The organism is Janthinobacterium sp. AD80, assembly GCF_002878455.1.
Classification (GTDB): Bacteria; Pseudomonadota; Gammaproteobacteria; order Burkholderiales; family Burkholderiaceae_D; genus Janthinobacterium.
In genome coordinates this window covers 1-23,511 of sequence record NZ_NRDQ01000084.1, presented here as the reverse complement: position 1 = coordinate 23,511, position 23,511 = coordinate 1, and the positions used below count along the sequence as shown (strand labels likewise).

At 66.1% G+C, this 23,511-nt stretch carries 23 protein-coding genes and 2 pseudogenes; 13 read left to right on the top strand and 12 right to left on the bottom strand.

All coding sequences use genetic code 11. The features are described 5' to 3' along the window. Positions 1 to 291, top strand: coding sequence for a hypothetical protein (locus JaAD80_RS30375; RefSeq protein WP_146012414.1), 291 nt, complete (start codon positions 1 to 3; stop codon positions 289 to 291). A 209-nt stretch (positions 292 to 500) separates the two neighbouring features. On the opposite strand, the gene JaAD80_RS17075 is transcribed toward JaAD80_RS30375, so the two are convergent. Continuing rightward, complete coding sequence (locus JaAD80_RS17075; protein WP_102295735.1) at positions 501 to 1,625, bottom strand: fimbrial protein; 1,125 nt, start codon at positions 1,623 to 1,625, stop codon at positions 501 to 503. 448 nt (positions 1,626 to 2,073) lie between these two features. Between JaAD80_RS17075 and JaAD80_RS17070 the strand changes: the two are divergent. From JaAD80_RS17070 to JaAD80_RS17040, 8 genes and pseudogenes are all read left to right on the top strand, one after another. After that, positions 2,074 to 2,784, top strand: a pseudogene (locus tag JaAD80_RS17070) (SDR family oxidoreductase); the annotation flags it as partial. Positions 2,785 to 2,963: 179 nt separating this feature from the next. Continuing rightward, positions 2,964 to 3,578, top strand: coding sequence for a glutathione transferase GstA (gene gstA, locus JaAD80_RS17065; RefSeq protein WP_102295732.1), 615 nt, complete (start codon positions 2,964 to 2,966; stop codon positions 3,576 to 3,578). A 286-nt stretch (positions 3,579 to 3,864) separates the two neighbouring features. Continuing rightward, positions 3,865 to 4,902: pseudogene (locus tag JaAD80_RS17060) on the top strand (FAD-dependent monooxygenase); the annotation flags it as partial. Between the two features lie 97 nt (positions 4,903 to 4,999). Beyond that, on the top strand, positions 5,000 to 5,422 hold the full coding sequence (locus JaAD80_RS32015; protein WP_374755254.1) for a hypothetical protein: 423 nt from the start codon (positions 5,000 to 5,002) through the stop codon (positions 5,420 to 5,422). Positions 5,423 to 5,483: 61 nt separating this feature from the next. Then, positions 5,484 to 6,599 carry an acyl-CoA dehydrogenase gene (locus JaAD80_RS17055; protein WP_102295731.1) on the top strand — a complete coding sequence of 372 codons (1,116 nt, stop codon included), beginning with the start codon at positions 5,484 to 5,486 and terminating at the stop codon, positions 6,597 to 6,599. A gap of 182 nt (positions 6,600 to 6,781) precedes the next feature. Further along, the gene (locus JaAD80_RS17050) at positions 6,782 to 7,615 is read left to right on the top strand and encodes an HDOD domain-containing protein (RefSeq protein WP_258003042.1); all 834 of its coding nucleotides are present in this window, start codon (positions 6,782 to 6,784) and stop codon (positions 7,613 to 7,615) included. Positions 7,616 to 7,728: 113 nt separating this feature from the next. Next, positions 7,729 to 8,160, top strand: coding sequence for a hypothetical protein (locus JaAD80_RS17045; RefSeq protein WP_102295729.1), 432 nt, complete (start codon positions 7,729 to 7,731; stop codon positions 8,158 to 8,160). A gap of 20 nt (positions 8,161 to 8,180) precedes the next feature. Beyond that, positions 8,181 to 9,101, top strand: a complete 921-nt coding sequence (locus JaAD80_RS17040; RefSeq protein WP_102295727.1) for a DUF2145 domain-containing protein — start codon at positions 8,181 to 8,183, stop codon at positions 9,099 to 9,101. Here JaAD80_RS17040 and JaAD80_RS17035 read toward each other — a convergent pair whose 3' ends face one another. The 8 genes from JaAD80_RS17035 to JaAD80_RS17000 form a co-directional block, all read right to left on the bottom strand. Next, complete coding sequence (locus JaAD80_RS17035) at positions 9,102 to 9,677, bottom strand: flavin reductase family protein (RefSeq protein WP_102295770.1); 576 nt, start codon at positions 9,675 to 9,677, stop codon at positions 9,102 to 9,104. 5 nt (positions 9,678 to 9,682) lie between these two features. Continuing rightward, on the bottom strand, positions 9,683 to 10,156 hold the full coding sequence (locus JaAD80_RS17030) for a GNAT family N-acetyltransferase (protein WP_102295725.1): 474 nt from the start codon (positions 10,154 to 10,156) through the stop codon (positions 9,683 to 9,685). A 46-nt stretch (positions 10,157 to 10,202) separates the two neighbouring features. After that, the gene (locus JaAD80_RS17025; protein ID WP_102295723.1) at positions 10,203 to 10,832 is read right to left on the bottom strand and encodes an NAD(P)H-binding protein; all 630 of its coding nucleotides are present in this window, start codon (positions 10,830 to 10,832) and stop codon (positions 10,203 to 10,205) included. A 59-nt stretch (positions 10,833 to 10,891) separates the two neighbouring features. Further along, positions 10,892 to 11,275 carry a nuclear transport factor 2 family protein gene (locus JaAD80_RS17020; RefSeq protein ID WP_102295722.1) on the bottom strand — a complete coding sequence of 128 codons (384 nt, stop codon included), beginning with the start codon at positions 11,273 to 11,275 and terminating at the stop codon, positions 10,892 to 10,894. Positions 11,276 to 11,303: 28 nt separating this feature from the next. Beyond that, complete coding sequence (locus JaAD80_RS17015) at positions 11,304 to 12,404, bottom strand: alkene reductase (RefSeq protein ID WP_102295720.1); 1,101 nt, start codon at positions 12,402 to 12,404, stop codon at positions 11,304 to 11,306. A gap of 73 nt (positions 12,405 to 12,477) precedes the next feature. Beyond that, entirely contained in the window at positions 12,478 to 13,062 is a 585-nt protein-coding gene (locus JaAD80_RS17010; RefSeq protein WP_219726837.1) for a TetR/AcrR family transcriptional regulator, read from the bottom strand. A gap of 60 nt (positions 13,063 to 13,122) precedes the next feature. Next, positions 13,123 to 14,403 (bottom strand): arsenic transporter, encoded by a 1,281-nt coding sequence (locus tag JaAD80_RS17005; protein ID WP_102295718.1) that lies wholly within the window; start codon positions 14,401 to 14,403, stop codon positions 13,123 to 13,125. A 117-nt stretch (positions 14,404 to 14,520) separates the two neighbouring features. Further along, entirely contained in the window at positions 14,521 to 16,179 is a 1,659-nt protein-coding gene (locus tag JaAD80_RS17000; protein ID WP_258003041.1) for a DUF4394 domain-containing protein, read from the bottom strand. A 140-nt stretch (positions 16,180 to 16,319) separates the two neighbouring features. Between JaAD80_RS17000 and JaAD80_RS16995 the strand changes: the two genes are divergently transcribed. From JaAD80_RS16995 to JaAD80_RS16980, 4 genes are all read left to right on the top strand, one after another. Further along, positions 16,320 to 16,646: a DUF6150 family protein gene (locus JaAD80_RS16995; protein ID WP_258003045.1), complete on the top strand. Its 327-nt coding sequence runs from the start codon at positions 16,320 to 16,322 to the stop codon at positions 16,644 to 16,646. Between the two features lie 41 nt (positions 16,647 to 16,687). After that, the gene (locus JaAD80_RS16990) at positions 16,688 to 17,272 is read left to right on the top strand and encodes a type VI secretion system tube protein Hcp (protein WP_102295714.1); all 585 of its coding nucleotides are present in this window, start codon (positions 16,688 to 16,690) and stop codon (positions 17,270 to 17,272) included. A gap of 103 nt (positions 17,273 to 17,375) precedes the next feature. Beyond that, positions 17,376 to 17,627: a hypothetical protein gene (locus JaAD80_RS16985; protein WP_102295713.1), complete on the top strand. Its 252-nt coding sequence runs from the start codon at positions 17,376 to 17,378 to the stop codon at positions 17,625 to 17,627. A gap of 33 nt (positions 17,628 to 17,660) precedes the next feature. Further along, positions 17,661 to 18,197 (top strand): hypothetical protein, encoded by a 537-nt coding sequence (locus JaAD80_RS16980; protein ID WP_102295711.1) that lies wholly within the window; start codon positions 17,661 to 17,663, stop codon positions 18,195 to 18,197. 2 nt (positions 18,198 to 18,199) lie between these two features. Here the strand turns inward: JaAD80_RS16980 and JaAD80_RS16975 are convergent, their stop codons facing one another. From JaAD80_RS16975 to JaAD80_RS16965, 3 genes are all read right to left on the bottom strand, one after another. Then, positions 18,200 to 19,573, bottom strand: a complete 1,374-nt coding sequence (locus JaAD80_RS16975; protein WP_102295710.1) for an efflux transporter outer membrane subunit — start codon at positions 19,571 to 19,573, stop codon at positions 18,200 to 18,202. After that, complete coding sequence (locus JaAD80_RS16970; RefSeq protein ID WP_102295708.1) at positions 19,573 to 22,719, bottom strand: efflux RND transporter permease subunit; 3,147 nt, start codon at positions 22,717 to 22,719, stop codon at positions 19,573 to 19,575. The genes JaAD80_RS16975 and JaAD80_RS16970 overlap by 1 nt, the downstream gene beginning before the upstream one ends. 33 nt (positions 22,720 to 22,752) lie before the next feature. Beyond that, positions 22,753 to 23,511, bottom strand: a 759-nt coding sequence (locus JaAD80_RS16965; protein WP_146012413.1) for an efflux RND transporter periplasmic adaptor subunit, incomplete at its 5' end; no start/stop codon positions are given.

The following is a 23,511-nucleotide window of genomic DNA, read 5'->3' as shown; positions in this document are numbered from 1 at the left end:
ATGGGCATCAACGGCGCCGCCGGCGTCAAGGAAAGCAACCGTGACGGTGAAGACGGCGCAGCCATCGCTCGAATGTCTATTCAAACCGGCCCATGGCACCCCGAACCGGGAATGAGCGACATCCAGCTGGAAAGCATCGCTGCGCGCAAGCGCTGCCATGCAGTTACAGGATCAAGTGTATGGTCCCCACGGCATACGCCATATAGGCGCACTCCGAAAAACGGATACATGGCAAAAAACGTCGTGACAAGCAAGCCAGAACAATCGATCAGCCCGCTGGCGGCGCCTTAGGCCTTACGCCATGCGCGTGCGCCCGCCAGGCAGCACGACGTGCGATTGCAAACGAAAGGCAAGGTAGCGGTGGAGGATGGTGCAGGCAGCCTTGGCGGGTGCGCCTGCTTGCTGATCAACATGCCCGGCACAAGCGCGATGCCCTTGGCATCATCGCAGCGCCCGCACGCAAGCCGTTCTGCTGCGTGCCCCTGGCGTGTCCTTCATGTTTATTCATAACTTATCGTAAACGTTGCCGAGGCATTTGCCGGACCGGGAGTTACCTTGCCGCCCGTCTGCAGGTAGCGTGCCCGCAGGGGAATGGAATAGCTGGTTTCGAAGCTACTCAGGCCCAGGCCGCTGCTCTGCAAGTTTGCCAGCGGCAGCGCGTTGCCGGCCTGGGTGGCTATTTGCAGGCCAATACCGGTGGCGGCGGGAGGACGGCCTGCGGCGCTGGGGTCGAGGCTCAGCACGCCACTGCCTGCGTTGATGGCCGTGCGAACGGGATCGATACGGTAGCGCAGTCTGTTATTGTCGCGGCTTATGGCACCAGCCGTGCCGCCCGGTGACGTGCCGCTTTGCGATATCCAGCTGGCAGCGGTCGTGCTCACTGTTCCATGGAACGCCGGGCAATCATTCAAGCGTATGGAAAAATCCTTCCAGCCCGTAGCGCTGTTGATCCCGCTAAAATCTTTGGTTTTATACTTGCCCATGGGCACCGCGACAGCGGGCGTGCTGCAGGTCTTCGAAACTATCCGAAGGTTGCCGGAGATGCCCATCCTGAACCCAAGCATTCTGGCATCGCCGAAATTACCGAACAGGCTGACGCCCGGCAGCGTATCGCCTCTCAGTACCCCAGGCGTCACCTCGCCTACCTTGATCAGCAGCAGTTCAAAATTGGAGGGTCCGTCAAAAGGAACAATGCAGTTTTTGCCTGCCGTGCAAGCGGTCCATGCCTTGCTTGACTGTCTGGGCAGAGGACCGCCCACACTGTTGAAGGCAATCCCCAGCCCAGGAAGGTTGGTGCTGTAGACTTTATTCGCATACTTCCCGCTGGACCAGTTTGCCAAGAGGAAGCCGCCATCAACCGTCAGCTCGGTATGCTGTTGATACGGGGCATACAGGCACTCCAGTTTCACTGCCTGGCCGCTGGCCACCCTGAATGTCTGGCGATACACCTCGGTGCCCAACGGCACCTCGCGCCCGACGGTGATCGCCGACCCCAGCAAGGGCATGGCGCCCACGGCCGGCCGGATGCCATCCAGGTAAGTGCAGGTGACCGCGAAGGCCGGATTGCTCACCGCCCACAGTAGCGCGACGGCCATCCCCGGTTTAAGTAAATAGCCCATATGCATAACGCAACCTTTTATATATTGATGGGAGCAACTGACTGATGATGCATGAAGTAATCACGATGCTGCCGGCGGCGCCAGCACCTGTCGCGGCTAGCGCGACATACTGAACGGTACACGCTGATCAGGGGCGCCAGCGGCATCCGGGAAAGCTGCAGTAGTGATGACGGCGACGCAGCAATTGATATTGCAACCGGTCAGTGGCAACCGCGAGCCGGGAACGTCCGGCACGCTTCTGGAACGCATGCTTGCGCGCAAGCGCTCCTGTGTTGTTGCGGGATGAAGTGTAGGGTTCGCACGGTCCATGCCATATCAGAGCACTCCGAAAAATACCCACATTGCAAAAATATAATGCTCTGGCAAGGCCTGCGGCACCCGGCAGCAAAGCATGCAATGGCAAAAGCGTAGCCTTCCCAGAGGTTCATTTTCAGGCTTGAGGAAATCCTCTCCCATGACATCCCGCACTTTTCTCGTCACTGGCGCGACACGCGGTATCGGTTATGCCGTCAGCCCCCTGCTGCACCGGCAAGGCCATCGGGTCGTCGGCATCGCCCGGCACATCGAGGGCGTGGACTTTCCCTGCACCTTGGCAGCCTGCGACCTTGCCGATCTGGCGCAGACGGCGCAGGTTCTCAACGCGCTTGAACAAGAGTTTGACATCGATGGCATCGTGAACAAGGCAGGCATTGCCTCGCCCCAGCCACTGGGGCAGATCGACTTTGCCACGTTGCAAAATGTCTTCGATCTGAACGTGCGCGCCGCCATCCAGGTGACGCAGCAGTTCGTGGAGGCGATGAAGCTGCGCCGCTATGGCCGCATCGTGAATATTTGCAGCCGTGCCATCCACGGCAACGTGAACCGCACGACCTATTCCGCCGCCAAAAGCGCCCTGGTCGGATACACGCGTACCTGGGCCATGGAATTGGCAGGACACGACGTGACGGCCAATGCGGTCGCGCCCGGCCCCGTGGAAACGGCACTGTTCCGCAAGACCCGCCCCGTCGGCAGCGAGATGGAACGCCAGGTGCTTGCAACGATACCGATGCGGCGGCTCTGGCAGCCCGATGAAATTGCCGCCGCCGTCGGCTTCCTGCTATCGGAGCAAGCCAGTTACATGACAGGCCAGGTGCTGGCGGAGGATAGCGGAGGCAGCCTGGGCGGCCATCAGAAAAACCAGGGGCCAGCGCGACGATGGCGGCAGACTGCCCGGCGCCGGCGGCCATTTGAGCCAGCGCAAGCCTCCTTCGAGCGTGAACGGCGAATTGCGCGAACACGCATTTACCCACAGCCTGCACGGGTCTATAGTGGCGTCTTCCGCACCTGTTCAAGGATAGGATCGCCATGAAACTCTTTTACTCTCCCGGCGCCTGCTCGCTGGCGCCGCACATCCTCCTGCGCGAAACGGGCACGCCGTTCACCCTCGTCAAGGTCGACCTGGGCCAGCACAAGACGCTGGAAGGCGGCAGTTACTATGAACTCAACCCGAAAGGCCAGGTACCGCTGCTGGCGCTCGACGATGGCAGGACCTTGAGCGAAGGCCCCGTCATCGCCCAGTACATCGCCGAGCAGGCCGGCAAGCACGACCTGCTGCCGCCCGTGGGCGACTTTGCCCGCTACAAGGTGATGGAATGGCAGAATTACATCACGTCCGAGCTGCACAAATCGTTCAGCCCCCTGTTCGATTCCCGCATCGACGCGGCGACCAAGGCCCTGTTCATCGAGGAACTGGGCAGGAAATATGCGTGGATCAACAGCCGCCTGGAAGGCCAGGCCTACCTGGCCGGCGCCACGATGACCGTGGCCGATCCTTATCTGTTCGCCGTGACAGGCTGGGCCCCGCAGCTGGGCGTGGACCTGTCGCAGCTGACCAATGTGCAGGCCTTCCTCGGCCGCATGACCGAGCGCGACAGCGTCAAGGCTGCTTGGGAAGCGGAAGGACTGGCCAAGGCCGCCTGAGGGCCGTTGCCCGAAGTGCCCCTGGGCTGGCGCCGCGCGACAGTCCCGTGCTAAGATCGTGGCGTCGAAAAAGGTGGACCGGCGTGGTGAGCCCCGGTCAGCCGTCCGCCTGCGGACGGTGAGATTCCAGCCCTGGGGGCCGCGGACCACGACGAAAAGCGGACGTGCGCCGTTTTTTCGTCGGCGTGCGTTCCGTCACCCTGCTGCCTGAACGGCGTTGCGCCTGCCGCGAAAATTCACCACGTCCTTGACTGAGTGTGCTCTGCACAACACCTGGGACGACATCATGAAACCTGCTTCAATCCACACCCCTGTACTCATTATCGGCGGCAGCCTCGTCGGCCTTTCAGCCTCGCTCTTCCTCGCCTGGCGGGGCGTGCCGCATATCCTCGTTGAGAAACACCACGGCAGCGCCGCGCATCCGCGCGCCACGGGCTTTACGGAACACACGCTGGAATTTTTCCGCGCCGCCGGCATCGCCGAGCGCATTCCACAAGTACCGCCGGGCGCCAGCGTGCGCCGCGCCCGCGTGGCAAGCCTGGCAGGACAGCACTACGAGGAATTGCCGTGGACGCCAGGCCAGCCGGAAGAGCGCGACGGCAAGGCCTCGCCCACGACCGGCGCCGCCATTGCGCAGGATCTGCTGGAACCGATACTGCGCGAGGCCGCCCGCGCACGTGGCGCCGACCTGCGCACGGGCGTGGAACTGTTGTCCGTGCAGCAGGACGCGCAACGCGTCACGGCGCAGCTGCGCCAGCGCGACACAGGCGCATGTTATGCCGTCACGGCCGATTACCTGATCGCCGCCGATGGCGCGGCCAGCCCCACCCGCGAACAGCTGGGCATTGGCCGCCAGGGCGCCGGTCCCCTGCGCGTGCTGCGCAGCGTACTGTTCCGCTGCGCCGAGGCGGACACCTTTCTGGAACGGGGCATCCGCCAGTTCGACATCGACCAGCCGGGCTTCCAGGGTTTCCTGGGCACGTATTCGGACGGGCGCTGGTTCCTCATGTTTGAAGAACAAAGCGACAGCACCGAGGAGCAATTGCGCGCATTGGTCCGCCAGGCCCTGGGCAAGGACATGGCGTTCGAGCTGATCACCACAGGGCGCTGGGAGCTGGCCGGCCTGATCGCGGACAGGTTCAGCGAGGGGCGCATTTTCCTGGCCGGCGATTCGGCCCATCAATTGCCGCCCACGCGCGGTGGCTACGGCGCCAACACGGGCATCGACGACGCCTACAACCTGGCATGGAAGCTGCAAAGGGTGCTGCGCCGGCAAGCGCGCCCCGCCCTGCTCGACACCTACACGGACGAACGCCGGCCCATCGCCTGGCTGCGGCACCAGCAAACCTTCGCCCGGCCGGCACTACGCGAAATGGGTCGGCGACGGCTACCAGGACACGCGCTTGTATGGCAATCTGGCGATGGAACTGGGCCAGCTCACGCGCTCTGGCGCCATCCTCGGCGCCGACGCGGCACTGCCGCCAGCTGCCCACCCGCGCGACTGGGCCGGCCAGCCAGGCACGCGCGCGCCCCACGTCTGGGTCCGGCATCGGGGCAACAGCGTCTCCAGCATCGACCTCCTGACCGAGGATTTCGTGCTGCTGACAGCCGATCCGCGCTGGTGCGCCGCCGCCGCGCATCTGCAGCTCAAGACCCTGCTGGTCGGCGCCGACGTGATTTTCCCCGCCGAGCAGCCGTTCCGCGACAGCTTCGGCACCGGCGATGACGGCGCCGTGATCGTCCGGCCGGACGGCATCATCGCCTGGCGCTCGGCCCCGGCGGCCATACCGGAGGCCATGCTGCTGCGCACGGTGATGGAAAAAATCGCCTTGCCGCACGGCTGACGGCAACGGCGGCGCCACGCTGTGCGAAAATGCCCGCCTCTGCCATTGCCGGACTTTGCCCATGCCGCACGCTGCCCTTGCCAACCCTGCCAACTTTGCCATCGTTTCCGGGCGCGACGCGCGGCGCATCGCGCGCCATGCGCCGGCAGCCGATGCGGCCCGTTTCCTGCATCCGGCCCAGCAGGCGCTGCTGCACCGGCACGGCTGGCTGACGATGCTGGCGCCGCGCAGCGCGGGCGGCGCCGAGCTGCCCCTGCCGCAAGTGGTGCGCCTGGAGGAAGCCGTGGCCGCCATCGACGGCAGCATGGGCTGGGTGCTGACCCTGTGCGCGGGCGCCGGCTGGTTCGCGGGTTTCCTCGAACCTGAACTGGCAAAGACCATCATCGGCACGCCGCGCGCCTGCCTGGGCGGCAGCGGCGCGGCCACCGGCTACGCGGACAAGGAAGGCGACGGCTACCGCATCACCGGCAGCTGGGACTACGCCAGCGGTGCGCCGATGGCCACCCATTTCACCCTGAACGCCCTCCTGCGGCGCGACGGCCGGCCGCTGCTCGATGCGCACGGCAAGCCGCGCATCCGCGCCTTTCTGGTGCCGGCCGCGCTGGTGCAGCTGGTGCCTTCGTGGAACAGCCTGGGCATGCGCGCCAGCGCCTCGCACAGCTACCGCATCGATGGCCAGTGGCTGGCCAAGGAGCACGGCTTTACCATTCACCCGGACGCCGCGACGGCCGGCGGCCCCTTGTACCGCTACCCGTTCTATTCGCTGGCCTACGTGACCCTGGCCACCAACGTGGCCGGCATGGCCGCGCATTTCATGCGGCTGGCCGAGGCATGCATGCGCCACCGCCGCCACGCGCGCGCCGGCCTGCCACTGCTCGAGGTGCCGGAAGTCGTGACATTCCTGGAAGACAAGCAGCAGGCATTTGCCGCCGCCCGCAGCCATTTTTATGCCGTGCTCGATAACAGCTGGGCAACGGTGGCAGGCGGCGCGGCGCTGGAAGAACAAGACATGCAGTCCGTGCAAAGCAGTTCCCTGGCCCTGGTCGCCGCGTGCCGTGCCGCCGTCGACGGCCTGTATCCGTATTGCGGCCTGTACGCGGCGCGCGAAGACACGGCCATCAACCGCGTCTGGCGCGATTTCCATACGGCCAGCCAGCATTCCTTGCTGCTGCCCTGACGCTCAGCGTGCCGGGTCTGGCCCCGCGCGTCTGCCGCCCTTCACCCGCATGGCCGGGAGCCGGGACGCGGACGCTGATGCATGGCGTGCAGGAGCGCAATGGCTTGTGTGCGCTGCCGAACGCCATGCCAGGCTGAATTGCCTGATAATATCGGGCATCGCTATCTTCCCGGCCCCTATCCATGCACGTCAACACGCTCAGCAACCTGGCGCAGCTCCTTGCCAGCGCCGAAACGGAAACCCTGGCCTTCCCCACCAGTATCAATACCGCCCTGCTCCTGCAAAAGGAGCTGGCCAATCCCGACTGTCATTCGGCCGACATCAGCCGCCTGCTGTTGTGCGAGCCCACGCTCTCGGCGCGCGCCGTGGCGATGGCCAACTCGGCCCTGTTCGCGCGCGGCCAGGCGCCCGCCGTCACCAGCGTGCGCGCCGCCGTCGAGCGCCTGGGCCACCGCAACCTGTATTCGCTGGCGACGGCGGCCGTCATCCGCCAGCTCAATGCCGGCATCCGCGACACCGCCTTGCGCGCCAGGGCCACCCAGCTGTGGGCGCACACCGTGCACGTGGCGGCGCTGTCGCACGAAATCGCCCGTGCCGTCACCCACGCGGATGCCGATACGGCCCTCTTTGCGGGCATCGTGCATGAAGTGGCGGGCTTTTATCTGCTGGCCCAGGCCGACAAGACGCCGGGCCTGTACGCGCAGCTGGAAACGCAGATGGCGCCCACGCTGGAAGTCATCGGCCGCGCACTGATGCAGCAGCTGGGGGTGCCGCCGTCCGTGGCCGACGCCGTCAACGCCTTGCCCGGTTCGACCATCATGCTGCCGCCCGAAGGCTTGCGCGACACCTTGCTGCTGGCCAAGGCGCTGGCGCCCGTACCCTCGCCCCTGCCGCAGGCGCCCGTCACCATCAGCCGCCAGCTGCGAGCCTACCTGGACAGCGACCCCGTGCTGCAGGCGCTGCGCGAGCAACCTTCGGCCGAGGCGAAAGGCCTGATCGCGGTACTCCTCAGCTGACGGGCCATCTGCTATGATGGCGCAGGCCGGGATGGTCCCGGCGTGCACTTTGCATATGCATTTGTTATTGCCACTCAGTTGACTGGAAAACTGCCTTGACTACCTCCTTACGCATGCTCGGCCTGGCCGCGGCTCTGACCGTGGCGTGCAACGCCAATGCCGACAGCTTTGTTTCCTCGGCCTCCAGCGCCGGTTCCCAGTCCAGCGGCAGCATTTCCGATTCGCTCAAGGGTTCAAGCAACAGCTCCTCGCGCGACAACAAGGTGGCCAACGGCCCTTACCGCATTATCGACGTGGCAGCCGTGCCGGGCCGCGACGGCATGACGCGCTTGACCCTGCGGGCGGATGCCGCGCAGGCACCCGTCGTGCTGGACTTGCCGCAGGCGGCGCTGGACAAGCAGCAGCTGGCGCAAGGCGACATGGTGCATGCGCAAAACCGTGCCTACGGCCTTGAATTCTCGCGCAACGACACGCGCGCCGCCTTCTTCCTGGTGCTGGCCGATGACTGGCACGGCGAACTGGCCACGCGACCCGTCAGCCTTTGATTGCTTGCTTGACCCCGCGCTTGAGCGCGCGCCGCCTGGCGCTGCTGCTGGGCGCCTGCGCCATTGCCGGCAGTAGCGGCGCCGCCCACGCTGGCACCTCGCTGGCCTCCTCGCGCTTTTGCGACCGCGCGCAGGAACTCACGGCCACGCAGCAGGACCGTCTGTTGCGCTTTGCCGCCGTCGTGCGCGACGAGCTGGCCGCCAGCGAAGGCAGCGTGGCCCTGATCAGCCGCTCGGGCCTGGACCTGGCGCGCTTCGGCATCCGCTATTCGCATGCGGCCCTGGCCTGGCGCCACGCTGGCGACGACGGCTGGTCCGCGCGCCAGCTGTACTACGCCTGCGATGAAGGCCGCCCGCGCATCTTCGACCAGGGCACGGCCGGTTTCGTCATGGGCACGGAAAACCCCGCGCTCGGCTACATCTCGCTGGTGAAACTGCCCGCGGAAACCACGCCGGCCCTGCGCCGCGCCCTACTCGATCCATCACGCGTGCAGCACCTGCTGGCGGGACGCTACAGCGCCAACGCCTATGCCTACAGCTTGAAATACCAGAATTGCAACCAGTGGGTGGTGGAACTGATGGCCGCCGCCTGGGGCGAACTGGCGGACGGCGCCGACTTGCGCGCCCGCGCCCAGGACTGGCTGCGCGACGCGCCCTATGCGCCAGCGCCCGTCGACGTGGGCGCGCGCTGGCTGATGCTCGGCTCCCTTTTCGTGCCGCTCGTGCACATGGACGACCACCCGCGCGACGCCATCGGCACGATGCAGCTGGCGGTGAGCCTGCCGGCCAGCCTGGAAGCGTTCGCGCGCGAGCGCCTGCCCGCCAGCGCGCGCGTGGAAATATGCCACGACGGCAAGCAGGTGGTGGTGCACCGGGGCTGGGAAGCCATCGCCGACGGCTGCATTCCCGGCGCAAACGACACGGTCATCGCCCTCGACTGATCATTTGTCCGCGTCGAGCGCTTCGCCGATCGCATAAAAACGCCCGCCGGCGATGTAGTGCAGGCTGCGCCATGCCGGATCGGCATTCTCGAAATGCCAGTGCCCGTCACGGAACACGCGTGTATCGGCCCAGGCGCCCGTCACTTCGCCGATGAACAAATCGTACGCCTGCTGGTTATGCGGCTCGGGCAGCAGCCGGCAAGCCAGCCAGGCGGAACACCCGGCCACGAACGGCAAGTCAAACCCTTCCATCTGAAACAGCCGCACGCCGGCGCGCGCCAGTTTATCGGGCTGCGCGTCGAGGCTGTGCGTGCCCACCGCGTGCGTCAGTTGCAATTGCGCCGCCGTCGGCACCTGGATGACGAACGTGCCGCTGCCCTCGACCAGCGCGCGCGTGCGCGTGGCCTTGTCCAGCACCACGGTCAATTTGGGCGGGGCGAAATCGAGGGCGCAGGCCCAGGCCGCGGCCATCACGTTGTCCACGCCCGCATGGCGCGCCGAGACGAGGATGGACGGACCGTGATTGAGCAAACGGTAGGCTTTTTCCAGGGGCACGGCGGCGATATGGCTGTCAATGGATGTCATTCAATTCCTTGTGCTGGCAATGGCAATACCATGTCCCACTGGTCGAGGCCGGGGCCGATGCCGTCCGGCGTCACCTTCACGGCGGCGAAGCCGAAGCGCGCATAGAAACCCTGCGTGTGCTGGCTGGTATTCATGGTCACGCTGGTCAGCTGCGGCATGGCGGCGATGGCATCCAGGCGCGCCTGCGTCAGCGCCTGGCCCAGCCCCTGGCCGTGCAGGTGCTGCGCCACCATGCCCCAGCACAGGCAGGCCGTCACGCCGTCCGGCTCGATCGCGTGGCCGCCGCAGGCGACGATGCGCGCGCCGCCATCGGTGACGCGCTCGATGACAACATAGGGGTGCACCGATGCATCGAGCCAGGCGGCAAAGCGGGCGCGCTCCCAGGTGTCGAAAAAGCGCGGCGTATTGCCATCGAAGAGGGCCAGGCAGGCGTCGCGGTCGCTGTCCTGGTAATCACGTACTGTCTGCATTGTCGGTACTCGCCATTAGATGAAGGCAATTATACGGGGTGTGCGCTCACAAGAGGCGCTCGGACGTCACCACGTGCCGGCCCGGCGCGGCGGCCAGCGCCGCCTCCAGCAAGGCGCTGGCGATGCGCGGCGCCGGATTGATGCGCCAGCGCGCCGGCAGTACGGGACCCAGCACGCGCAGGACGCGCAGCGCGGCGCCCTCGCCCGCCCGCGCCTCGTCGCGTTCACCGCCGATCAGGCCGGGGCGCACATGCGTGAGCGAGGCAAAGCCCAGCGCTTCCAGGTCGCGTTCCAGCTCGCCCTTGACGCGGTTGTAAAAAATGCGCGAGGCCGCATTCGCGCCGGCGGCCGAATTGAGCACATACGTGCGCGTGCCGGCCGCCAGCGCCAGGCGCGCCACGGCCAGCGGATAGTCGTGGTCGACCCGCCTGAACACTTGCCGCGTGCCGGCCACCTTCATGGTCGTGCCCAGGGTGCAGATGACGGCATCCGCCTGCCACCAGGGCGCCTGCGCGGGCAGCCGGTCGAAGTCGACGACGGGCGCTTCCAGCTTGGCATGCGCCGGCAAGGCCTTGCGCGCCGGCGCGACGACGGCGCTGACGCGCGCGTCGGCCAGGGCCAGCGCCAGCACATGGCGGCCCACCAGGCCGGTGGCGCCTATGAGTATCAATTTCATTGTTTCTCCCGCATGCATTGGACGCCACACGATACAGCATCGGGCGCCCATGCACTGCCTCAGGCGCCCGCGTGCGTGTGATAGATCTTGCTGACGATGGTCCACTCGCCCTGCACCTTGAGCAGATTGAAAAAGTCCGTGAAGCGGAAGCCCGAGATGTCGTCCGTATCGACGCGCGCACTGGCCGCCGTGCCGACGATATCGATGCGCGCGATGGCCGCCTGTGCCTGCGGCGAGGGCCGGAAGGCGCTGTCGATGATTTCAAACAGGCCTTCGATGGGCCCGCCCGTCAGCTTGCCTTCGCCGTCGACGCCGAAAATCGTTGCCTCGCTGCTGAAGGCCGGGCGCATGACGCTGCTGTCGGCCTGCGCCCCGCCCGCATTGTATTGATTCAGGACGGCGACGATGGCCTGGTAATCCTGCACATAAGTGGTGGTGTTCATGTTGCGCTCCTTGGGTGGGTGAAAAAAATCAGGTCGGACTGGCGGGCCAGTCGGTGTAGCCTTGCGCGCCGCCGCCGTAATACGCCGCACGCGGCGCCTCGGCCAGCGGCACGCCATGACGCAGGCGGGCCACGAGGTCCGGGTTGGCGATGAAGGGGCGGCCGAAGGCCACGGCATCGACCTTGCCTTGCGCGCGGCGCGCCAGCGCCAGCGGCAAGTCGTAGTGGTTGTTGCCGATATAGGGGCCCTCGAACAGCGCGCGCAACGCATCGAGGTCGACGCCGTCCGGCACGTCGCGCGAAGTGGCCGTGGCGCCCTCGACAAAGTGCAGATACGCCAGACCATGGCGGTTCAACTGTCCGATCAAATAGCCATAGGTGGCCATCACGTCGCTGTCGACGGGCGTATTGCCCGCGTCGGGCGTAACGGGCGACAAACGGATGCCTACCCTTGCTGCGCCCCACACGTCCACTACGGCTTGCGTTACTTCCAACGTCAGGCGCGCGCGGTTTTGAATACTGCCGCCATACGCATCCGTGCGCCGGTTGGTGGAATCGCGCAGGAACTGGTCAAGCAGGTAGCTGTTGGCCGAATGCACCTCGACGCCATCGAAACCAGCGCACAGCGCGCATGCGGCGGCATGCGCGTACTGCGCCACGATGCCGGCGATTTCCTGCGTTTCCAGCGCGCGCGGCATCGAGACGGGCTGCATGCCGCTGGCCGTGTAGGTGCTGCCCTCGGCCTGGATGGCGGAAGGCGCGACGGGCGCGGCGCCACCGGGCTGCAGGCTGGCGTGGGAAAAACGCCCCACATGCCACAGCTGGCAGACAATCTTGCCGCCCGCCGCATGCACGGCATCGGTCACCAGCTTCCAGCCCGCCACCTGCTCGTCGGACCAGATGCCGGGGGTCAGGGCATAGCCGCGCGCCTGGGGCGAGATATTCGTCGCTTCGCTGATGATCAGGCCGGCGCTGGCCCGCTGGGCGTAGTACTCGGCGTGCAAGGCGTGCGGCACGCCATCGTCGCCCATGCGGCTGCGCGTAAGCGGCGCCATGACGATGCGGTTGGCCAGGGCCAGCGCACCGAGGCCGACTGGAGAAAATAAATCGTTTTCATGCTGTTCGCTCATTGTATTGCTTTCGTGTTCAGTGAGAAAACCGGAAATAACTGACCGGTCGTCTAGTTTAGGGTTAAAAAAACGGCTATGCCAGCAGCCGTTGCGTGGTCGACATGGCGGCGTCGAACGGCCCGCCGCTTCTGGCGACCTTGACCATCAAAGAAGCGCCCAGCCACAGCTGGTACAGCGATTCGGCCAGCACGCGCGCCGGCGTTTGCGCCGCCAAGGAACCGTCGAGGTGTCCCGCTTCGATGCACTGCGTCAGGCGGGCCAGGATGGCGCCCGTGCCCTGCTGCAGCACGGCGCCCATGTCCACGGACAGGTCGCACACTTCGGCGCCCAGCTTGACCACCAGGCATTTGCCTTCCGGCGCGCTGCCGGCCTGGGTCGCGCTCCAGTAGTCAAAATACGCCAGCAGGCGCTCGCGGGCATTGCCCGGGCCACCCAGCAAGGCGTCGACCGTCTGCAGATAGGTGCTGAAGTAATCGTCGAGCAAGGCTTGGCCAAACTCTTCTTTCGACTTGAAGTAATAGTAGAACGAGCCTTTCGGCACGCCGGCCGCCGCCACCAGTTCGGCCAGCCCCACGGCCGTATAGCCCTTCTCGGCCATCAGGGCCTTGGCGATGTCGATCAGGTGCTGGCGCATGTCGGCGGTAGATTTTTTGCTCATGCGGTCAGTATAGCAAAAAAATCTGACCGGTCGTCTAGTAAGCTGTCTTCCCCTTCGCCATCACCCCAGGCGCAGCGCCAGCGCCGCCAGCGTGAGCAGCAGCACGGGCACGGTCAGCACGATGCCGACGCGGAAGTAGTAGCCCCAGGAAATGTGGATGTTCTTGCTGTCGAGCACATGCAGCCACAACAAGGTGGCCAGGCTGCCGATGGGCGTGATCTTCGGTCCCAGGTCGCTGCCGATGACGTTCGCATAGATCATGGCTTCGCGCACGGCCCCCTGCGCCGTCGTCGGGTCGATGGCCAGCGCGCCCACGAGCACGGTCGGCAGGTTGTTCATCACGGAAGACAGCAAGGCCGTCAGCACGCCCGTGCCCATGGCAGCGCCCCACACGCCGTGCTGCGCGACCTGATTCAGCAGGCCCGTCAGGTAGGCCGTCAAGCCCGCGTTGCGCAAGCCGTAGACAACCAGGTACATGCCCAGCGAAAAGACGACGATCTGCCACGGCGCATGGCGCAGCACGTGGCGCGTGGAAATCACCTGGCCCTTGCCGGCCACGGCCAGCAGCAGCGCGGCGCCGACGGCTGCAATCAGACTGATGGGCACGCCCAGGTGCTCCTGCGAGAAAAAGCCCGCCAGCAGCAGCGCCAGCACCAGCCAGCCGGCGCGGAAAGTGGCCAGGTCGCGGATGGCCGCGCCGGGCGGCTTGAGCTGCGCCAGCGCATAGTCAGCTGGAATATCCTTGCGGAAAAACAGCAGCAAGGCCGCCAGGGTCGCCAGCACGGCCACCACGTTGACGGGCGCCATCACGGAGGCATACTCGGCAAAGCCTATCTTGAAATAATCGGCCGAGACGATATTCACCAGGTTCGACACCACCAGCGGCAAGCTGGCCGTGTCGGCGATGAAGCCGGCCGCCATCACATAGGCCAGCGTGGCCCTGGGGGAAAATTTCAGGGCGCGCAGCATGGCGATGACGATGGGCGTCAGTATCAGCGCCGCGCCATCATTGGCGAACACGGCAGACACGAGCGCGCCCAGCAGCACCAGCAGCACGAACAGTTTCCTGCCGCTGCCGCCGCCCCAGCGCGCCACATGCAGCGCCGCCCATTCAAAGAAGCCTGCCGCGTCCAGCAGCAGGCTGATGATGATCACGGCGATGAAGGTGCCGGTGGCGTTCCACACAATATGCCAGACGACGGGAATATCCGTCCAGTGGATCACGCCGGCCAGCAAGGCCACGCTGGCGCCGATGACGGCGCTCCAGCCGATGCCCAGGCCGCGCGGCTGCCAGATGACGAGGGTTAAGGTGGCGAGAAAGATCAGGAAAGCGCTCAGCATGAGGAAAAGGCCCGTGAATGCGGCGTCGCGCGCACCATGCGCCGCAGCCTGTGAATATCAACAATAATTCCATAATACTGGAATTATTGAATCAATGCAAAGCTGCGGCGCATTTCCTTACTTGAGCGCGATGGCGATATCCACCAGCCCCACCGTCCCGTTGCCGATGGCGGACGCCGCCGGCGCGGCCGCTCCACCGCTCAGCACCGCCGCGCCCGTCGCCAGGTCGATGCGGTACAGCGAGCTCGGACCCGTGGCGGAAGTGCGCAGGGCCGCCAGGACCAGACCGTTGGCGCCGCCGGCGATATCGAAGCCGACATCGCCCGCCACGGCCACGCCCAGGGCACCCACATTCACCAGGGTGCCGTCATTCGGCGGATTTTGCAGGGCGAGCGCCGCGCTGGCCGTGTCGATATCAAACAGCATGGTGGCCGTGGTGCCGGCAAAGCTGTTGCTGTAGGCGGCAGCCGTGACGGTCGGCGTTGCACCGGCGCGGTTGACGGCGCCATCGGTGGTGGTGGCGCCCGTGTCGACATTGATGCGCAGGCTTTGCCCCGTGTTGCCGATCACGCGCAGGCGGTCGGCGACGGGATTGAAATCGACGCCAAAGGCCGTGCCGGCAATGGCCGTGTACGGCGCACTGGCGTCCGCCGCATCGGCGGCCAGCGTCGCCTTGACGGTGGCGGCGCCAGTGGCCGGATCGATGGTGACGATGCGCCCCGTCGACGATACCCCGTACAGCAGGCCGTCTTTCGGACGGATGTCAAAGCCCAGCAGGCGCTCGCCCGCCGCCAGGCCCGTCACGGCCACGTTGGCGTCCAGGGTATTCGGCGTGGCCGTCTTGAACGTGACGATGCGGGCGTCGTCCGTCAAGCCGTAGGCGACGGGCGCGCCCGGCCCTTTCAAGGCGATGCCGCGCAATTCCTCCGTCACGCCGATGGCCGCCACCAGGGTCGCCGGTGCCGTGGCCGCGGCCAGGTTCAGCGTGTACAGGTTGCGCACGCCGGCCACCGTCATGACGGCGTAGCCCGTGTTGGTGCGCGCGTCGATGTCGAAGCCGGCCACGCCGGTGGCCGCCACGCCCAGCGGCACGGCGCTGGCCAGGGTGCCGTTATTTGGCGGATTTTGCGTGTACAGGGTGGCATTGGCCGCATCGATGACGAACAGGGTGGTGCTGGCCGTGCCGGCAAAACTGTTGGTGTAGGCCGCCGCCGTGATGGCCGTATTGGCCGCGCCACCGTTGATATTGCCATCCGTGGTGGTCGCACCCGTGTCGACATTGATGCGCAGGCTCTGGCCCGTGTTGCTGACGATGCGCAGGCGGTCGGCGACCGGGTTGAAATCGACGCCGAATTCCGTGCCGGCCAGTGCCGTGTATGGCGCCGTGGAATCGCTGGCATCGGCCGCCAGCGTGGCTTTGACGGTGGCCACGCCCGTCACGCCATTCAGGGTATAGATGCGCCCCGTGCTGCCGACGCCATACAGCTGGCCATCGGCGGGACGGAAATCGATGCCCAGCAGGTTTTCGCCGGCCTGCAAGCCCGTCACGCTGGCCGTGCTACGGATGGTGGCCGGCGTGGCGCGGTCGAACGACAGCAGCTTGTTGCTTGTAGTCAGGACGAAGACATCGCCGGCCACCACCACGGGCGGCGGCGGTGGCGGCGGCGTGACGACTTCATCGTCATGGTCGCTGCCGCCGCCGCAGGCGGTGAAGGTCATGGCGATGGCGGAAACAAGCAGCAGCTTGGCGAATGGCAAGGATGGCAAAGTTGGCATGGTCGTGGCCCCTGTAAGAGTGAGTGGAGGTGACGCTCATGCCGCCGTTTGCGGCGAGCGCACCCCTGTACTACCCGCCATGCCCGCGTTTGGATGCAGCCATGCAAAAATTTATTTCGGCATCTTTGATACTTGTGTTTATGCAACTTTTTCAGTGTATAGTCGCAGGCACGACAACAAGCGGAAATGAACGAGTGGCGCGCATATTTCAATCAGAGACCATGGGAGAGGCCGACGTGCGGGTGGCCATCGTGCCACGCGACAATGCCGATTTGCTGGTGCACCGCGTGAGCAGCCGGGGCCTGGCACGGGGCGACGCCGTGTGGTACATCACCCGCGACCGGCAAGAGGCCACGGCCCGCGTGTTTTTTGTCTCGCAAGGCATGGCGCAGCTGAAAATCTGTTTTGTCGACAGCCACGGCGAAGCGGGCTGGCAAGTGCCACGCCCGCGCCACATCCAGCTGTAGCGCAAAAGGCCCGTACACACTGACTTGAAGGGAGCATCGCCATGGATTTGATCTTGCTGGAACCCGGCAACGGGGAACTGGTGTTCGGCAAGACGCCGGACGGCGGCAGCGGCGGCAGCGGCGGCAGCCTTGTCGACAACAGCTGGCGCGATGGCGGCGCCCTGCAGGACCTCGGCCCATGCATCGAGCTGGTCTCGCTACACCAGGGCATGAAGCAGCAAATGACGACGGACGTCAGCAACCTGGCACGCACGTCGGGGCGACCCGTGATCACGGAATTTACCTGCGTCAAATATGTCGACCGCAGCTCGGTCAACTTGTACGACCTGTGCCTGCGGGCCAAGCCGCTGGGCACCGGCGCGGAACAGCCAACCAGGCTGTACATCGCCCGCCACTCGGGCGACAGGGCGGCCAGCATCATCACCATCTCGCTGCGCGATGCCCTGATCAGCGAAATCCAGCTGCAAACCCACGCCGACGACATGCCGACGGAGCAGTTCAAGCTGAGCTTTACGGAAATTCTCTGGAGCCATAGCGTGCAGCAGGCTGACGGCAAGCCCGCCGCCAGGCACACGACGGGCTGGAGCCTGGCACGCAACCGCCCGATCGGCGCTTTTACGGCATGATAAAGATGACCTGCGCCTGTTCGCCACGGCAGTCCCGGCTTCTGGCCTCTGACCTCTGGCATGGCAGCCATACAGCAAACCGATACGCGACAAGGATACCCGCATGAGCAACTACATCCGCATCGCCGGCAGTCCCGCCAAGGGCATCGTCCTGCTGGGCGACGATGGCAGGCTGCGCAGCCTGGCCCAGGTCGAGCGGAACTTGTACTGGCTGGACTGCACCAAGGCCCCTGGCTTCGTGCCTGGCGACACGGCGTTCGCCTGCCTGCTGGGCGATGGCGCGGGCTACACCACGCTGGTGCATGGCACGGCCATCCGTTTTCTCGCCGCCCTGGGCCAGCCGGAGGCGCGCTGAAAAGATGTCGCGGGGCCGCCTGCCGGCACCGGCATGGCCGGCCTGGCCGGCGACCACGATCACGGCTACCTGCTGCTGGCCGCCGATGGCCACGGCCTGTACCGGCTGGACAGGTCGGCCAATGGCAATGGTGAGTGGAATGCATGGGAGCGCTGCGCCGCCCCGCCCCCGCCATTGCGCGGCAAGGCCACGCTGATCGCCGGCGACTGGCAGCATGGCATGCTGGCGGTGGGCGACGCCGCGGCAGCAAAGCTGTCACGCGGCGGCGACGCCTGGACGGCGCTGCCGCCGCCACCGCTGGCCATCGAGATAGTAACGGGCAATTTCCACGATGGTTTCCTCGCCTATGGCGAGGGGCAGCTGTGCATGCTGGACTCGGGCACCCAGCCAAGGTGGAGCCGCCTGGGCATGCCAAACTGCGACTTGCGTGCCCTGTCCGGCGATCCCGTCCACGGCGTGGCGGCCGTGCTGGCCGATTCCAGCGGCAACGGCACCCTGGTCGCGTATGCCCTGCGTCCGGGACGGGAGCCGTGGTCGCTGGCACTGGCGCCGCCAAGGCCCGCCGCCTAGCCCTACTCTTCCAGCCCGCCCCCCAGCGCCTTGTACAGCGCCACGGCCGACTTGAACTGGTCGCGCCGCACGTCGAGCAGCGCTTGCTGCGCCGCATACGACTGGCGCTGCGCGTCGAGCAATTCCAGGCGGCTGTCCTGGCCCGCGTCGTAGCGCAGCTGCGACAGGCGCTGGCGCTGCTGCGCCGCCGTCACCACGCGTTCTTGCGCAGCGATCTGCTGGCCGTACGTGGCGCTGCCCGCCAGGCCGTCGCTCACTTCGCGGAAGGCCGTCTGGATGGCCTGCTCGTACTGCAGCACGGCCACGTCCTTGCGCAGGCGCGACAGTTGCAGCTCCGCGCGCAGCTGGCCGCCCTGGAACAGCGGCTGCGTCACTTGCGGCGCGAACGACCAGCTGCGCGCGCCGCCGCGGAACAAATCACCGAGCTCCGGGCTGGCAAAACCCAGCGACGCCGTCAGCGACAGGCGCGGGAAGAAGGCGGCGCGCGCGGCACCGATTTCCGCATTCGCCGCCACCAGCGCATGTTCCGCCTGCAGGATGTCGGGCCGGCGCGCCAGCAAGTCCGACGGCAGGCCGGCCGGCAGCCGGGTCAGCACGGGCTGTCCATCGAGCGCGCGGCCAGCGGGCAAATCGGCGGGCGGCGGCGCGCCGAGCAGCAATTCCAGGTTGTTGCGCGAAAGTAGACTGGCCCGCTCGCGCGCCTGCACGTCCGCTTCCGCCGTGGCGGCCTGCCCTTGCGCTTGCGCCACGTCCAGGCCGCTGCCCTGCTGCGCGCCATGCAAACGCTGCGTCAGAACCAGCGCCTGGCGCCAGTCAAGCAGGGTTTGCCGCGCCAGCGCCAGCTGTTCCTCGGCCAGGCGCTGCTCCAGGTAGGCGTCGGCCACGGCGCCGATCAGGGCCATGCGCGCGGCGCGCTGGCCCTGCTGCGTGGCCAGGTAACGGGAAAACGCCGCGTCAGACAGCGAGCGCAGGCGGCCGAACAGGTCGATCTCGAAGGCGCTCATGGCGATGCCGGCACTGAACTGGTTCTGCGTCAGCGCATCGGCGCCCCGCTGGCGCACGCCGCCCGCATTGGCGCCGATGGCCGGATAACGGCCCGCATCCTGGATCTGGTACTGTGCCCGCACGGCTTCCACGTTGAGGGCCGCCACGCGCAAGTCGCGGTTGTTTTCCAGGGCGATATCGACCAGGCGCTGCAGGCGCGCATCGAGCAGCATCTGACGCCAGCCCAGGTCGGCAGCAGTGCCGCCCATGCCTGGCGCGGAAACCTCCGCATACGCGGCAGGAACAGGCGCCGCCGGCTTGACCAGCGGCGGTGTCAATGAACACGCCGACAAGGCCAGCGCGGCCAGGGGCGTGATAAAGAATAAACGCATTACAACTCTCCTTCCACCGCTTTCACCGCGGCGGCTTGACTGCTTTTCTTGAAATAGCTGCTTGCCTTGTCGACGGCGCCCAGCACCACGACAAAGAACACGGGCACGAAAAACACGGCCAGCACGGTGGCGGTGATCATGCCGCCGAACACGCCCGTGCCGATCGCGTGCTGCGTCTCGGCGCTGGCGCCCGTGGCCAGCATCAGCGGCACCACGCCCAGCGCGAACGCCAGCGACGTCATCAGGATCGGACGCAAGCGCAAGCGGGCCGCCTCCACCGTCGCCTCGACCAAGCCCTTGCCTTGCGCCTGCAACTGGCGCGCATACTCGACGATCAAAATGGCATTCTTCGCCGACAAGCCAATGATGGTGATCATGCCCACCTTGAAAAACACGTCGTTCGGCATGCCGCGCAACATCACGGCCAGCACGGCGCCCAGCAAGCCCAAAGGCACGACCAGCATCACGGACACGGGAATCGACCAGCTTTCATACAGGGCCGCCAGCACGAGGAAGACCACCAGCATCGACAGCGCCATCAGCATGGGCGCTTGCGAAGCCGATTCCTTCTCCTGCAGCGACTGGCCCGTCCACGCCAGCGCGAAACCGGGAGGCAGCTGCTTCACCAGGCGCTCCATTTCCAGCATGGCGTCGCCACTGGAAACGCCCGGTGCGGCGCTGCCCGAAATGCGCGCCGCAGGATAACCCTGGTAGCGCACCAGCTGCAGCGGCGATTCGCTCCACACGGGGCGCACCAGTTCACCCAGCGCCACCATGCCGCCCGCGCTGTTGCGGATGCGCAGGGCCAGCACGTCGTTCAACTGCATGCGCGACGGCGCATCGGCCTGGATGATCACCTGCTGCATGCGGCCGGCATTCGGGAAATCGTTGACATAGGTCGAGCCCATGGCCGCCGTCAGCATGTCGGCAATGGCCGTAAACGACACGCCCAGCGCTTCGGCCTTGGTGCGGTCGATGTCGAGGCGCACGCTGGCGCCGGGTGGCAAGCCGTCCGGATACACGCCCGCCACCTTGCCGCTTTGCGCGGCCAGGCCCAGCAGCTGGTTCTGCGCCGCCTGCAAGGCAGCGATGCCCTGGTTGGCGCGGTCTTGCAGGCGCAGGGAAAAGCCGGACGAGTTGCCCAGTTCATCGATGGCGGGCGGCATCAAACTCATGATCACGCCCTCCTTCGCCTGCGACATGGCGGCCTGCGCCAGCGCCACTTCTTCCTGCGCCGTGGCGCCGTTGCGCTCTTTCCAGTCCTTCAGCATGGTGAAGGCCAGGCCAGCGTTCGGTCCCGCGCCGGAAAAGCTGAAACCAAGAATAGACTGGTTCACTTCGATGCCGGGGCGCGTCGCCACGTGCTGCTCGTACAGCTTGACGACATCGAGCGTGCGCTCCATCGTGGCGTCGGACGGCAGCTGGATCGAGGTGATGAAATATCCCTGGTCTTCTTCCGGCAAGAAGGCCGATGGCAGCTGCATGAAAGCGACGCCCAGCGCGGCGACGATGGCGCCATACAGCACCATCGAGCGCCCAGCGCGTTTGACCATCGCCACCACGCCTTTTTCGTAGCGCGCCGTCATGCGCTCAAACTGGCGGTCGAACCACAGGAAGAAACCCTTCTTGTCATGGTCGTGCGGACCGATCGGTTTCAACATGGTGGCGCACAGGGCCGGCGTCAGGCTCAAGGCGAGGAATGCCGAGAACAAAATCGACACGGCCATGGCCAGGGTGAACTGGCGGTAGATGGCGCCCACGGAACCGCTGGCCAGCGCCATCGGAATGAACACGGCCGTCAGCACCAGGGTGATGCCGACGACGGCACCGGTGATTTCGCGCATCGCCTTGGACGTCGCTTCCTTCGGCGACAGGCCTTCGGTGGCCATCAGGCGTTCCACCGCCTCCACCACGACGATGGCGTCATCGACAATGATGCCGATGGCCAGCACCATGCCGAACATGGTCAGCACGTTGACGGAATAGCCGGCCAGCAGCATCACGGTAAATGTACCCATCAGGGCGATCGGCGCGACGATGGCGGGTATCAGGGTGTAGCGTATCTTTTGCAGGAACAGATACATGACGAGGAACACCAGCACCATCGCTTCGAGCAAGGTGACGATCACCTTTTCAATCGAGATCTTGACGAACGGCGCCGTATCGAACGGCACCGAATACTTGATCCCGGCCGGCATGGTGTGCGCCAGTTCGGCCATGCGCGCGCGCACGGCGCTGGCCGTCTGCACGGCGTTGGCGCCGGGCGACAGCATGATGGCGGCGCCCGACGCGGCCTGGCCGTTTTCGCGGATGCTGAAATTGAAGCTTTGCGCGCCCAGCGACACCTTCGCCACGTCGCCGATGGTCACTTTCGAGCCGTCCGCATTCGCGCGCAGCACGATGGCGGCAAATTCGGCCGGCGTTTGCAGCTGGCCCTGCACCGTCAGCGGGATGGTCACGCGCTGGCCTTCCACGGCCGGCGAGTCGCCCAGGCGGCCGGGCGCGATCTGCGCGTTCTGCTGCGCCACGGCCGCCGTCAGTTCGCCCATGGCGATGTTGTACGACACCAGCTTGGCCGGATCGACCCAGATGCGCATGGCCCGTTCGGAACCGAACAGCTGCACCTTGCCCACGCCGGGAATGCGGCGCAGCTCTTCCGTCACATTGCGCGCCAGGTAGTCGCCCAGCGCCACTTCATCGTGCTGGCCGGTGTCGGAAATCAGGCTGACGATCATCAGGAAGCCGGACGACGCCGACTCCACCGTCAAGCCGTTTTGCCGCACGGCCTGCGGCAGGCGCGGTTCGATGGCTTTCAGGCGGTTCTGCACGTCCACCTGCGCCATTTCCGGGTTGGTGCCGGGCTGGAAGGTGACGGTGATCGAGGCCGAACCCGAGGTATCGGTCGACGACTCGAAGTACAGCAGGTGCTTGACGCCGGACAGTTCGCGCTCGATCAGGCCGACCACGGAATCGTTCATGGTTTGCGGCGTGGCGCCGGGATAATTGGCGCTGATGCTGACGCTGGGCGGCGCCACCGAAGGGAAGCGCGCAATCGGCAATTGCGGTATGGCGATCAGTCCGAAGAGGACGATGAAGACCGCCACCACCCACGCAAAGACGGGGCGGTTGATGAAAAATTGAGGCATGTCGTTAAACTTTCAAGATATTCAAGGTGGGCATCAACGGGCCTTGGCGGCAGCCGCCGTTGCCACGACGGCCGGCTTCCACGGCTGCGGCGCGGCGCTGGCGCCCGGCTGCAGACGTTCCTGGCCTTCGATGACGACGGTGTCGCCCGCCTGCAAGCCGCCGCTGACCACGTACTGGTGGTTGACGACATCGCCCACGCTGATCGGTTTCAGGCTGGCCTTGTGCCGGGCATCGAGCACCCAGGCCTGCGCCTGGCCATCGCTGCCGCGCAAGACGGCTTGCTGCGGCAGCAGCACGCCGTTTTCCTGCACGGCGCGGGCGATGCGGGCGCGCACGAACATGCCCGGCAAGAGCTGGCGCTGCGGGTTGTCGACCAGTACGCGGATGGTGGCGTCGCCCGTGCCGGCATCGATGCTGATGCCGGAGAACAGGATGCGCCCCGTGACGGGGTGCGGCTGGCCATCGGCGCCCAGGATGGTGACGGGCAGCTTGTCGGCGCCGCCGGTCCCCGAGGCTTGCAGCGCGGCCAGCGCGGCGGCCGGCTGGCGCACGTCGACATACACTTTGTCGATCTGCTGGATGCGCGCCATCGGCGCCGCATCCGTCATGCCCACGAGCGCGCCTTCCGTCACCAGCTCGGAGCCGATGCGCCCGGCAATCGGCGCCTCGACGCTGGCAAAGGCCAGGTCCAGGCGGCGCCGCGCCAGGGKCTGCAGCGCCACCTCGGCCGAATTGGCCAGCACCGTTTCGTAGCCGGCATGGCGCAGGACTTCGCCGAGAAATTCCAGCAG